The 12,738-nt window shown below is 63.0% G+C and carries 10 protein-coding genes; 1 reads left to right on the top strand and 9 read right to left on the bottom strand.

Annotated features, from left to right (window positions below):
• Nucleotides 1-11: 11 nt before the first annotated feature.
• Nucleotides 12-1,991: a UvrD-helicase domain-containing protein gene (locus JHD82_RS19545; protein ID WP_199138240.1), complete on the top strand. Its 1,980-nt coding sequence runs from the start codon at nucleotides 12-14 to the stop codon at nucleotides 1,989-1,991.
• 7 nt (nucleotides 1,992-1,998) lie between these two features.
• On the opposite strand, the gene JHD82_RS19540 is transcribed toward JHD82_RS19545, so the two are convergent.
• The 9 genes from JHD82_RS19540 to JHD82_RS19500 all read right to left on the bottom strand — a co-directional run bounded on the left by JHD82_RS19540 (nucleotide 1,999) and on the right by JHD82_RS19500 (nucleotide 12,473).
• Nucleotides 1,999-2,469, bottom strand: coding sequence for a VOC family protein (locus JHD82_RS19540; RefSeq protein ID WP_199138238.1), 471 nt, complete (start codon nucleotides 2,467-2,469; stop codon nucleotides 1,999-2,001).
• Between the two features lie 77 nt (nucleotides 2,470-2,546).
• Entirely contained in the window at nucleotides 2,547-3,389 is an 843-nt protein-coding gene (locus JHD82_RS19535; protein WP_199138236.1) for a YdcF family protein, read from the bottom strand.
• A 9-nt stretch (nucleotides 3,390-3,398) separates the two neighbouring features.
• A complete protein-coding gene (locus JHD82_RS19530; protein WP_012205601.1) occupies nucleotides 3,399-4,226 on the bottom strand; it encodes a lectin in 828 nt (275 codons plus the stop codon).
• 156 nt (nucleotides 4,227-4,382) lie between these two features.
• Nucleotides 4,383-5,147 carry an enoyl-CoA hydratase gene (locus JHD82_RS19525; protein ID WP_199138234.1) on the bottom strand — a complete coding sequence of 255 codons (765 nt, stop codon included), beginning with the start codon at nucleotides 5,145-5,147 and terminating at the stop codon, nucleotides 4,383-4,385.
• Nucleotides 5,144-6,331 carry a CaiB/BaiF CoA-transferase family protein gene (locus tag JHD82_RS19520; RefSeq protein ID WP_199138232.1) on the bottom strand — a complete coding sequence of 396 codons (1,188 nt, stop codon included), beginning with the start codon at nucleotides 6,329-6,331 and terminating at the stop codon, nucleotides 5,144-5,146. The genes JHD82_RS19525 and JHD82_RS19520 overlap by 4 nt, the downstream gene beginning before the upstream one ends.
• Nucleotides 6,332-6,340: 9 nt before the next feature.
• Nucleotides 6,341-7,324, bottom strand: coding sequence for a tripartite tricarboxylate transporter substrate binding protein (locus tag JHD82_RS19515; protein ID WP_199138230.1), 984 nt, complete (start codon nucleotides 7,322-7,324; stop codon nucleotides 6,341-6,343).
• Nucleotides 7,325-7,432: 108 nt separating this feature from the next.
• A complete protein-coding gene (locus tag JHD82_RS19510) occupies nucleotides 7,433-8,332 on the bottom strand; it encodes a LysR family transcriptional regulator (RefSeq protein ID WP_199138228.1) in 900 nt (299 codons plus the stop codon).
• A gap of 70 nt (nucleotides 8,333-8,402) precedes the next feature.
• A complete protein-coding gene (locus tag JHD82_RS19505) occupies nucleotides 8,403-10,700 on the bottom strand; it encodes a bifunctional diguanylate cyclase/phosphodiesterase (protein ID WP_199138226.1) in 2,298 nt (765 codons plus the stop codon).
• Between the two features lie 111 nt (nucleotides 10,701-10,811).
• Complete coding sequence (locus JHD82_RS19500; protein ID WP_233174809.1) at nucleotides 10,812-12,473, bottom strand: methyl-accepting chemotaxis protein; 1,662 nt, start codon at nucleotides 12,471-12,473, stop codon at nucleotides 10,812-10,814.
• Nucleotides 12,474-12,738: the final 265 nt, after the last annotated feature.

Genomic DNA, 12,738 nt, shown 5'->3' with positions numbered 1-12,738 from the left:
GATTCGCTCCGATGTCCCTGCGCTCCCTGGAATTTCCCACCGATCACGGCCAACCGCTGCTGCTGTCGCGCGAGCAGCAGGCCATCCTGGCGCATGAGGGACGTTCGGCCATCGTGGCGGCGCTGGCAGGCGTGGGCAAGACGACCACGTTGGCCTGCAAGGTGGTTCAGGCCTGCCGCAGCGGCCAGGCCCAGCGCATCCTGGTGCTGGCCTATTCGCGCTCCGGCGTAGCGGCCTTTCACCACCGGCTCAAGCAACTGGTGCGCGAAGTGCCGCCCCAGGTACAGATCACCACGGTGGAGCGCTGGGCGGCCCAGCAGATCCGCCGCCGCGACCCTGCGGCCCGCTTTCTGGCCGACCGCGTGGCACTGCAGGCCCGTGTGCGCGAGGCACATGCCGCGCTGTGCGAGCGGCTGGCCTGGCAGCCCGACCCTTTGTTCGAGCAGCCCGGCGATCTGGATCTGGACGCCTTCTGGGACTTCAACCTCAGCGCCAAGAAGTCGTTGATGCCCCAGCGCCTGGCCGAGGAAGGCATGGGACTGGCCAGTTTCTGCGAGGAGTATTTGCTCGACTACCGCATGGCCGGCCTGTTCTTCGAGTACGAGCGCCGCCGCATCGACCACTGCGGCGACCCGCTGTACTACGCCGAAGGCGACTGCAGCCATGCACTGGCCAGCGACGTCCTGCAGGGCCAGGCGCTGGACCTGCCGCGCTACGACCTGGTGGTGTTTGACGAGATGCATGACCTGGACCCGGCCTCGCTGCAACTGCTGCGCGCCCTGGTCGGAACCAGCGGCTGCGCCTTCCTGGGCGCAGGCGATTTCAACCAGCACATCGAGGCACAGGCCTGGTCCGTGTTCCGCGACAAGCTCCACCAGCTCGATGACTTCCTGCCCCAGGCCACGGCCACGCTGGCGCTGACCCAGTCGCGGCGCTTTGGCCCGCAGATCGCCAAGGCAGTCAATGCGCTGTTCAACGTTGGCCTGACTGCGGCTCCCACGCGCTTCAGCGCCGTGCAGCAACTGCAGCACACCGATGACAGCCAGTGCATTGACCAGCTGCTGCAGATCCAGGCCGGTCTGGCCCGCGGCACGCCAACGGCGGCGCCGGGTGAGCCACCGTCGCCCGGCGCGCGCAATCCCTCGCTGACCGTGATCCTGCGCCATGAGCAAGATGCCTGCGCGCTGGAATGGGCCATCCACCGCGCCGGCAAGTCCGCCAGCTTCTACGGCTTCAAGCGTTTTTACCTGCAGCGCGAGATTGCCCTGCTGCTGGGCCTTTGCTATGCACATGGCATGCAGGCGCTGTCCTGGAAGGCCGAGACCAGCGTGCTGGGCAGCGAGATCCTGGCGGCCTTTGTGGAAGGTGCGCTTTTCTACGGCAAGGGCAGCGTGGATGGTGCCGACATGGCCGATCCGTCAAGCCGTCATACGCTGGCCCAGCGCATGGCGGGCGAGATGCTGCACAACCCGCAGATCATCTGGCGATTCCTGGGAAACCAATCCAGCCTGCAGGGCGGGCAACGCAACTTCCAGGCCTTTGGCAGCTTTTTGCAGCTGCCCCTGGCGCTTCAGTCAGACGCGCGCAGCCTGCTGGAGCAGGCCGATGTCTGGGGCCTTTTTGCCGGCGTGGCCCTGTCGCAGGCCCAGACGGCGGCCTTGCGTCAGCGCGTGAAGGCCTTCATGGATTCGGTGGCGGGCATGGCCGTGCCCGACATGCTGGCCCAGGTGGCCGCCATGGCCACGCGCTTCGAACGAACCGTGCGGGCCGAGCGCGGCTTCGACTTTCATCTGAGCACCATCGAGGAAGCCAAGGGCAAGGAATACGAGCATGTCGCCCTGCCCTTCATGGAGCCTGGCCGCTTTCCGGCCTCGACCCCGCACGCGCTGGCCTTTCTGGAGCGCAATCGCCTGTACGTGGCCATGACGCGCGCCCGAAAAAGGCTGTGGCTGCTGGAGCATGCCGAGCGGCGCGTCCAGCCTTTCGCCTGAAGGTATCTCAGCCCAGGACGGCAATCACTTCGGCCGGCGCCTGTACCAGCTCGATCAGCACGCCCTCGCCAGCGATCGGAAACTCGTCATTGCTCTTGGGGTGCAGAAAGCAGATGTCGTAGCCGGCCGCGCCCTGGCGGATGCCGCCGGGCGCAAAGCGCACGCCCTGCTCCGTCAGCCACTGCACGGCCAGCGGCAGGTCGTCGATCCACAGGCCGATATGGTTCAGCGGCGTGGTGTGGACGGCGGGCTTCCTGTCGATGTCCAGCGGCTGCATGATGTCCACCTCGACCTTGTGCGCGCCCTGGCCCATGGCCAGGATGTCTTCGTCCACGTTCTCGCGCTCGCTCTGGAATGTGCCGGTCTGAGTCAGGCCCAGCATGTCCACCCACAGGCGCTTCATGCGCTGCTTGTCGGTGCCGCCGATGGCCACCTGCTGTATGCCCAGAACCCGGAAAGGACGCTGTTCGCTTGCCACTGTCTCACTCCTGTTGATTTATGAAGAATCACATTGTGGAGCCAATCCGCAAGGCCGCAGCCCATCGCACAGGCGGCTCAGAACTCCCCCAGCACCCAGCCGCTGATCACCGCAAAGTACTCGCGCAGCCAAGCGTTGGCGCGGATCGTCACGGGCGTGGGCGCACCCACGGTAAAGGCCTGGCCGTAGCCGCTGCGCTCGGCTATCCAGCCGGCGCGCAGGGTATGGAAGTCGCTGGTGACAATGGCGATTGCCGCCTGCGGCTCCACCCCGCGCGCCTGCAGCAGGGGCAGGCTCCAGGCCAGGTTCAGCGCCGTGCTGGTGCTGCGTTCCTCCATCAGCAGGCGCTCGGGCGGCAGGCCGTGGCGCTGCTGCAGATAGCGCGCCATGATGGTGCCCTCGCTCTCGCTTTCCCCAAAGTCCACCCCGCCGCTGGTGAGCACCAGCGCCTTGGGCTGGCGGGCGGCCAGCTCGGCAGCGCGGTCCAGCCGCTGGGCCAGCGTGAGCGACGGCTGGCCGTCACGCGTGGCACTGCCCAGCACCACGATGGCCTGCACCGGCTGGTCCGGTGGCAACCCGGACGAGGCGGACAGCAGGTGCGCCCAGAACACCAGCAGGCTGACCAGCCACATCGCCAACGCCGCCCAGCCCAGCCACCAGGCGCGCCGCAGCCAGACACTGGCGCGTAGCCTGCGCGCAATGGCCGGGCGCCAGAAGCTGCAGGCCATGAACAGCAGGCCCAGCACCGCTGGCAGCGTCACGCCCAGATTGAACATGCCGCGTGCCATCAGCACCACGGCATCGCCCAGCAGTACGGCGCCAGTGATCAGGCCCAGCCACTGCAAGGGCCCCAGCCGCCGTAAGCCCGCAACGGCGTTGCGTCCGGGCGCTGGCCCGGGCGCGGGAGAGAGCTTGTGCAACAAGCGCCCTCAGTTCCAACGCTGGTTCGGGCCGCCGGCGCAGGACCACACGATCACGGGCTGGCCCGGCCGGGCATTGCCGCCTTCGATGTCCAGGCACTTGTTGGCAAAGCGACTACGGATCTGGCCACGGCTCCAGTCCCATTTCTGGTTGGGCTGGTTGCGGCATTGCCAAGCAATCACCCGCGCACCATTGCGGGTGTTGCCATCGGCCACGTCCAGGCACAGGTCGCCCACGCGCATCTCGCCATCACGCGTCAACGTGAAACGCTGATTCTCACCGCCGCTGCAGTGGTAGACGATGAGCCCATTGCCTGGGCGAAGCCCCCCGGATATATCCAGGCACAGCCCGTTCTGGCCCCGCACCTCCCGTCCGCCCCACGAGGGATAGCCGGGCTGCTGGCCCGGATAGCGGTCATCGTTCCACTGGTCGTCGCGGTCACGCTCGCGGTCCTTGTCGCGCTTGTTCGCCAAAATGGCGGCGCCGGCAATGGCTGCCACGGCGGCACCGGCGATCCATGCGCCTGTGTTGTCGCTACCGCCTTCCTGGCCCTGCGCGCCCTGGGGCAGGCCGGTCAGGATGCGAAAACGCCCGCCGCAGCCGCCCTTGACCCACATCTCCCGGCGGCCCAGGTCATAGCCCCAGTTCTGGTTGTAGCTGCAGTTGCCAGCCAAGGTCTCGACCAGTTGTACCTGCTGCGCATCGTCGGGCAGGCTGTAGGTCTGGTAGCGGCCATTGGACATGAGTTGCACCGTCTCTTCGCCCGCAAGCGCAGGCACGGCCGGGGCAATGAAGCTGCTGGCCAGCAGGACGGAAATGCATTTCTTGATTTGCATGGGATTTCTCGGGCTGCGTTGATCTGAGGGGCGGCTACGCGCAGCAACCGGCCTTTTCTTTCAGCCCAAGAATGCAGCCACCGCCTCTTTCCAGGCTGTGGAGTTTAGCCAAGCAATTTGTAGGATTGCGCCAGATTCTGGCAAGGCTGGCTCAAATCATTGCCTGTTGAATCCCGCCACCCCGGCGCGAAACTCCCCACTCCCATAAACCGCAGAAACCACATCCTCATCATCCAGCCGCTGCTCCACGACGATGCGCCTCAGGCTTTCCTTGACTGCTGACTGGGTGGTTGCCGACAAGGCCATGAGCTGCTCGGCCAGCGCCTGTGCCTGGGCTTGCAATTGATCTGCCGGCACCACCGCATGCACGAACCCGCAGGCCTCGGCCTGCCCGGCTGACAGGTAGTCCGCCAGCAGCAGCATGCGCTTGACGCGTGGCACGCCCAGGCTGGCCACCAGGCGCGCGATGTTGCGTGATGACAGCGTGTTGGACAGCGTCTTGGCAATCGGCGCACCGAAGCGCGAGCCCGTGCTGCAGATGCGAAAGTCGCATGCCGTGGCCAGGGCCAGGCCGCCGCCGACGGCCCAGCCGTCGATGACGGCGATGGTGGGCACGGCGATGCGCTCCACGGCGTCGATCACGCGCTCCACGAAGGCCTCATAGGCAATGCCTTGCTGGCCGTCATGGAAGTCCTTGAAGTAGGCGATGTCCGTGCCCGAGATGAAGGATTTGCCGCCCGCACCGCGCAGCATCACGCAGCGGATGGCTGGGTCGGCCTGGCAGCGCTCCAAGGCCGTGAGCAATGCCTCGTACATGGGCATGCTCATGGCGTTGTGGCGTTCGGGGCGGTCGATGAGGATCTCGGCCGCACCCCCGGCGTGAACGGCCAGCGCCACGGATTCATGCAGGGCCGGGCTCATGCGGCGGCCTTCAGTGCCTGGAGCTCGGCCATGATTTCTGCGTTGTGCTCGCCCAGCAGCGGCGGATGGCGGCGCACCTGCTGGGGCGTGCCGAGCATCTTGACGGGAAAGCCGATGTTCTTGACCTTGCCTTCGATGGGATGGTCGATCTCCATGCACATGCCGCGGTGCTGGCCGTGTTCACCCTCGAAGGCCTGCGGATAGGTGAGCAGCGGGCCTGCGGGAATGCCTGCCTCCAGCATGCGGTCCACCCAGTCGGCGCTGTCGTGGTGGGCGAATTCCGCTTCCAGCTCGCCTATCAGCGCCTCGCGGTGCTTCAGGCGCAGCGCCACGGTGGCGTAGTCCGGATGTTCCACCAGATCCGGGCGTTCGATCAGCGCGCACAGCCTGGCCCAGAGCTTCTGGTTGGTGGCGCCCATGACGAAGTAGCCATCGCGCGCCTTCACGGCCTGGTAGGGGGCGCTCATCTTGTTGCTGGTGCCCAGCGGCGCGGGCGGCACGCCGGTGCCCCAGTATTCGGACATGTCCCAGATCGAGAAAGCCATGGCCGAGTCGAACAGCGAGGCGTCTATGTGCTGGCCCTGCCCTGTCTTCTGCGCGCCGATGTAGGCGGCCAGCAGTCCGTAGGTGGCGAACAGTGCGCAACCGATGTCGGCCACGGGCACGCCGGCCTTGACGGGTTTCTCTCCCTTGTAGCCGGTGACGCTCATCACGCCCGACATGGCCTGGGCCATGAGGTCGAACCCCGGCCGCTGGGCCCAGGGCCCGCTCTGGCCGAAGCCCGAGATGCTGACATAGACGATGCGCGGGTTGATGCGGCGAATGCTTTCATAGTCGATCTTCAGGCGCTGGACCACGCCTGGCCGGTAGTTCTCGACGATGACATCGGCTGTCGTGGCCAGCTGGTAGAAGGCCTCACGCCCCTCCTCGCTCTTGAGGTCCAGCGTCAGCGACCGCTTGTTGCGGTTCATGTTCAGAAAGCCCATGCTGTCCGGGCCCTTCATCTTGAAGCCCATGGCGCCGCGCGTCTGGTCGCCGGTGCCCGGAGGCTCGACCTTGATGACATCGGCGCCCAGGTCGGCCAGCAGCATGCAGGCAAATGGGCCGGCCATGACCTGGCTGACGTCGAGCACGCGGATGCCTTGCAGGGGCAGTTGCAGCGGGTTGGGTTGGGGATTGCTCATGCCGGGTCCTCAGCTTTCTTCGGTCACTTTTGCGGCGCGAACGACGTCGCCCCACTTCTTGTATTCGGCAGCCATGAAGGCCGCGAACTTGTCCACGGAGCCACCACCGTCCTCCACGCCGTATCCGTCGAAGCGGCTGACCACGTCGGGCATGGCCAGCACGCGGTTGATGTCGGCATTGATGCGCTGGGCCAGTTCCCTGGACATGTCGCGCGGGCCGACGACGCCGTACCAGCTCGATGCGTCAAAGCCCTTGAAGCCCTGCTCGTCCATGGTGGGCATGGCCGGGAATCCCTTGGCACGGTTCACGCGGGTCTGGGCGATGCCCAGCATTTTTCCTGCGCGGACCTGGGCAGTGGCGGCCGTCATGGTGTCGAAGCTGAAGTCGATCTGACCGCCGATCAGGTCGGTCTGCATGGGGCCGGACCCTTTGTAGGGAACGTGGATGCTCTTGACACCTGCCGCCATGTTGAACATCTCGGCCGCAAGGTGCTGCACCGAACCTGTGCCCGAAGAGCCGAAGCTGACCTTGCCGGGGCTTTTGCGGCACAGCTCCACCACTTCCTGCACCGAGGCATGGCCGTTCCTGCTGCTGGTCACCAGGATGTGGGGCGTTGCGCCGATCAGGGCGATGGGCGCGTAGTCCTTGAGCGGGTCATAGGTGATGGATTTGAAGATCTGCGGTGAGATGGCGTGCGTGTTCACATGGGCCATCAGCAGGTTGATGCCTTCTGTGAAGCGGGTCTTGGCAAAGTATTCGGCCGCCAGCGAGCCCGTGGCGCCGGGCTTGTTCTCCACGATCACGGGCCGGCCCCAGATCTCGGACAGCTTCTGGCCCACGATGCGCGCGAATACGTCGGTGCCGCCGCCCGGCGCCCAGCCCACCAGGATCTTGACTGGCCCCTTGGGCAGTTCGGAGGCCGGGGGCGCGGCCCCTGCCCAGGGTGCGGCCAGCGCGGTGGCGCCGGCCGCGATGAAGTCGCGGCGTTTCATGTCTGTCTCCTGCACATCGTTGTTGTGCAGTCACTGTCGCCGGGCGCCGATATCGCGGCAAGCCTGTGCGGCGCATGCCTGGTTTCGCAATCTGCGAAACCGGAAGGGTCAGATCGCGCGTTCGCCCTGCAGCAGGGCGGCGACGACGTTGCGCAGCGCCTGTTCCTGGGCCTGGCCTTCGATGAAGGACAGCACGTAGCTGCGCTCGTGCCAGTCGCCTTCCAGGGTGGCCCAACCCAGGTCGGGCTCAGGGTGGAAGCTGTGCAGCACACCGGGTGGCATCAGCCCCACACCCAATCCTTCGCGCACCAGGGCCAGCATGGTGTCGAAGCCGCTGACGGCGAAATCGTTGCGAAACACCCTGCCCCGGCTGCGGTGGGCGCGCCGCAAAGCGGCCAGGATGGCCGAGCCCCGGCCCAGGCTGACGATGGGGCAGTCCAGCAACTGGTCCAGCATCACAGGCTCGACGGCAAAGCTGAAATGCCTGCGGCTGTAGACCAGCACCAGGCTGTCCTTGCGGTAGTCGGAGCGTGGCAGATCCACGAAGCCGCTGGTCTTCTCGAAGATGCCGATGTCGATGACCTTGTCGCGCAGCAGTTGCTGGACGATGCGGCTGTTCTCCTCCATCACCTGCAGCGTGATGTGGGGATAGCGCCGCTGGGTGACGGCGATGTCGGCAGCCAGGAACTGCAGGATGGCGGATTTGGGGGCGCCGATGATGATGCGGCCGTCGCGCCCGCGGCCCAGCGCCTGGGCGTCGGCTTCCAGCCGCTCCACCAGGTTGCCTATCTGGCGGATATGGGCCAGCAGTTTGAGGCCAGGCTCGGTGGCGCGCACTCCATGGGGCTGCCGCTTGAACAGCCTGGCGCCCAGTTGCTGCTCCAGGTCACTGAGCCGCCGCGAGGCCGCTGCCACCGCCAGTTGCAGCCTGTCGGCCGCGCGTGAAATGCTGCCCTCTTCGGCAATCGCAAGCACAAGCTGCACGGTGGTGGAGTCGATCTTCATCATGGCGGCAAGGCCCTCTTGCGCAGGCGGCGTCTGCTGAGGGCGCGATTGTGCCCCAGTGCCGCAACCGTGCTCAGGCCTGAGCGGGACACTCCAGCACGTCGCTGAGCTTGAAGCTCTCCAGGAACGGCAGGACATGCTCCTCGTTCATCGGGCGGGCGATCAGGAATCCCTGGACGTACGTGCACCCGAGCTGCTGCAGGTGCAGAAACTGCTCCGTGGTTTCCACGCCTTCCGCGACGACTTCAAGGCCCAATCTGCGGCTCAGTGCCAGCGTGGCCTCGACAATCGCGGCAGCCCCGGCGTCCGTGTCCATGGCCTGTATGAAGCTGCGATCGATCTTGATCAGGTTGAAGGGAAAGCGGTGCAGGTAGGAAAGACTGGCATGGCCGGAGCCAAAGTCATCGATGGCGAGATTCACGCCCAGTGCCTTCACTTGCCGCATGACGGACAGCACCTGCTCATCATCTTGAAGCAGGGCCGATTCCGTCACCTCGATGTAGCAGCGCTCGGGGTTCAGGCCGGCGCGGTCCAGATGTTCCTTCAATTGCACCGCCATGCCTGGATCGAGAAATTCAAAGGCCGGGCAGTTGATGGACACCGAGATATCGGACGGCCATCCGTTGGCAACCAGCAGCGGGGAGCGCTCCACCATTTGGTCGATGGGAAGCAGCAGGCCGCGCCGCTCTGCCATCGGAATGAAGACGCCTGGCGGGACAGACCCTCTGGCCGGGCTGTTCCAGCGCATCAGCGACTCGAACCCGGAAATCTTTCCCGTGGCCACATGGCAGATCGGCTGGTACGCCATGAACAACTGGCTTGTTCCGATGGCGGATCGGAAATCCTGCTCCAGCAGCAGTTGCTCCTGCATGGGGCCATCGGCGGAAGGCTCGAATTTCACGAATCGCCCTCGTCCCTGGGATCGCGCCCGCTCCATTGCCGCGCGGCCGTCGCGCAGCAGCTGATTCCAGTCCTCGTTGTTCTTGCAGACCGCTGTCCCTACGCAGACAGACAGCAAAATGCTGCGCTCACCCAGCATGTAGCGCTTTTCACCCAGTCGGATGGAGAGCGTTTTCGCCATGGAATCGGGGTCTCCTTCATATTGGGCGACACAGAACTCCTCGATGGCAAGGCGGGCGGCGACGTCATTCTGTCCAATACAGGAGCGCAATTGTTTTGCCAGTTGCAAGATCAGTGGATTGTCCATTCCAGGAACCAGCGTATCTGCCAGCACTTGCAAATGCTCGATACCGATGACATGGATGGCAACAGGACGCCGCTGTGCTTGCGTTCTGTTCAGAAGTTGCTCAAGTCCGGTTGAATTAAGCAATTCGGAAGCAGGGTCATGGAAAAGATGGTGCCTCAGCTGTGAATGCACCTGCACCAGATCCCTTGCCTCAAAATAGGATCTTCTGCGCTCACGCATCCACAATTGCGCCAGTAATAAGAATGAAGCCAGGCTGATGGCCGCCCATGCCATGATGGTTTTTCCAAACCTCCACCATGGAGCCGCGAGTTTTGCCTTGGCGGCCAGCGTGGCATAGGCGAGATCCATGCCGCCTTGGCTGGAGTGGTGCATGGCGACGATCCAGCCGTGTCCAAAGCCATCGTCAGCGTCCAATATGCCCTCGCCTGCAGCCATCATTTTTGCAAGGCCGGAATCCATCCCGTCCAGAATGTGCGGATGCTCCTGGGGAATTCTGACCAAGTCTTTGCCATTTGGCAGGCTGACCATGACCTGATGGCCATCCAGCAGCAGTGAACCGAATGCCTGGCGAATGGAATCCACGGCAATGAAGGCCACCACAATGCCAGTCAGCGCCCCACTGGAGTCACGTACCGGACGCCCCAGCACCAGGGACGGTATATCGAAGACCGGCGATTTGCTTGAATCCAGCAAGAAGAAGCCGCCAGGCTTTGTCTGCAGCGCTGCATTCCAGATGGGGCGCTCGGGGTTGTCGGGAGACAGCGGCAGCTTGCTGAAACGTGAGGAAATGGACCATTTCCCATGTCGATCAAGCACGCTCATGCTGATGACGCCGGGCAGCGCCGCCACCTCCTGGATCAATGCATTGCGGATATCGGTGCTGGCATCAGGGTCTGCCGTGATTTCGCCTTGGCGGCCCGGTGCCAGCAAAAGTTGTTCTGCTCTCTCTACCGCCAAAGAGGTGGCAAGAATGATCTTGTTGGTTTCAGCGGCAGAGGCAGAGAGCGCGTGCAGGAGATTCGAATTCTCTTCATGTAGCTCCGTTTCGTAGCTGGAGAGCAGAGAAACGCCCGCAACGCCAATGATCACCAGGCATACGAAAAAAATGCAGGCATACCAGCGCCTGGGCTGCCAGCTTGGCGGTCTTCTCTCTGCATGCATCATTCAACGCTCGTCTGGTCAAAATTCCAGCGAACAGGCACCGTTCTCCTGGCAGGCAAGCCTGCCAGGAGAAACGCTTCCCCGTTGGCTGTGACGCACTGGTCTGAATTTCCGTCAGGACGCGGAAAGACTCAGCGGTCTCATGGGTGAGGTGATTTTCCTCAAGACAGGGGCCTCCTTTTCCGCGGGGTCCAGCTTGAAAATGGAAACTGCCGAAACCAGGGCCTGCGCCTGCTGGCTGAGACTTCCGGCCGCCGCTGCCGACTCTTCCACCAGCGCGGCATTTTGCTGGGTGACCTGGTCCAGCTGGATGATCGCATCATTGATCTGATCGATGCCCTGGCTTTGCTCCCTGGTGGCCCCACTGATCTCTTCGATCATGCTGGATACCTTCTGGACCTGGGTGACGATATCTTCAATGCTGCTGCCCGCAGCCTGGGCAAGCTGGTGGCCATTGCCGACCTTGGAAACACTGTCCTCGATGAGAGACTTGATCTCTTTTGCGGCCTCTGCACTTTTCACTGCAAGGCTTCGAACTTCTGCGGCAACCACCGCAAAACCACGGCCCTGCTCTCCGGCGCGGGCTGCTTCGACAGCAGCATTCAAAGCAAGAATATTGGTTTGAAAAGCGATTGAATCAATGACGTTGATGATGTCTTCGATTTTCTTGGAGGACGTGTTTATTTCATTCATCACGTCCACCATCTGCCGGGCCATGCCCCCGCCGTGCGCTGCGGCATCGCGCGCTGACTGGGCGAGCATGGTGGCGGTGATGGCCGCATCGGAATTGCTTTTCACCGTGCTGGCCAGTTCCTCCATGGAGGCGGCAGTCTCTTCAAGGTTGCTGGCCTGCTCTTCCGTTCGGCTCGACAGGTTGGCATTGCCTGCATCAATCTGCGTGGCGCCTGTGGCAATGCTGTCGCTGCTGCTGCGCACGGTGGCCACAATGCGTTGCAGCGATACCTGCATTTCCTGCATGGCCGTGATCACACTGCCAGGGCGTGCCCTGGACAGGTCGATCCTGGAGGTCAGGTCCCCTCTTGAGATGTTTTCCGCAATGTGCGCCACATCTGCCGGCTCTCCGCCCAGCTGGCGTGTGATGGAAATTGTGATGATCACGCCAATGGCCACCCCCACAATCACGCCGGAGATGGTCAGGAGGGTGAGCATCAGCCGGATCTTTTCGTAGATCCTGTCGGTCTCGTCATTGAGCCAGCTGGCATTCTTCTTCTTGATATTGACAACTTCCGTCATCAGACTGTCGATCTTGTCGGACTCCACCCGGAATCTGTTGATCAGATCAATCGATTCCCTGGATTCCGAAAGATGCTCTGACTTGATTCTTTCAATCGTCTGCAGCAGACCCTTTTCATAGATGACGAGGGTTTCATCAATGGACTTGAGCTTTTCCTTGCCATCGCCCTCGGCAAAAAGCCTCTTGCTGTTGTTCAGCGCCTCTTTCAGCAGTTGCAGCCTTTGCAGCACGGCGTCCGTGTGCCGGTTTCTGCTTTCATCATCGTTTGCAAGCACGGCATTTCTGATGGCCCGGCCCGCCGCGATCAGCTGGACGTTGGCCTCGGATATTTGTGACAGGCCCAGCAGTTCCTTCTCGTACATCTGAGTTGCGAGATCATTGATTTCCCCTGCCTTCAGTATTCCATTGATACCGATGAATGCACCAATGCATGAGACCACAAGAAAGCCCATGGTCAGTTTGGTGATCACTTTTGATTTTTTGAAGCTCAACATCTTGATTGCCGAATGAATAATTTTCAACGATGAAATATTTGCCCTGACACCAGGATTCTTCGGCCGTAGAAAATCGGGAACTTGAAAAAAAACAATCCACATCTTCTAAAAAAGACGTGGATTATTCTAGAAAATGATATATTGATGTTATAATTGCTCGATGCTCGATGCTCGATGCTCGATGCTCGATGCTCGATGCTCGATGCTCGATGCTCGATCTGTCTCTTATACACATCTAAAAAGGGGGGGGGGGGGGGGGGGGGGGGGGGGGGGGGGGGGGGGGGGGGGGGGG

Source organism: Delftia sp. ASV31 (genome assembly GCF_016428765.1).
Classification (GTDB): domain Bacteria; phylum Pseudomonadota; class Gammaproteobacteria; order Burkholderiales; family Burkholderiaceae_C; genus Comamonas; species Comamonas acidovorans.
Note: the sequence above shows the minus strand (reverse complement) of the source record. Positions and strands in the feature narration are given on the sequence as shown.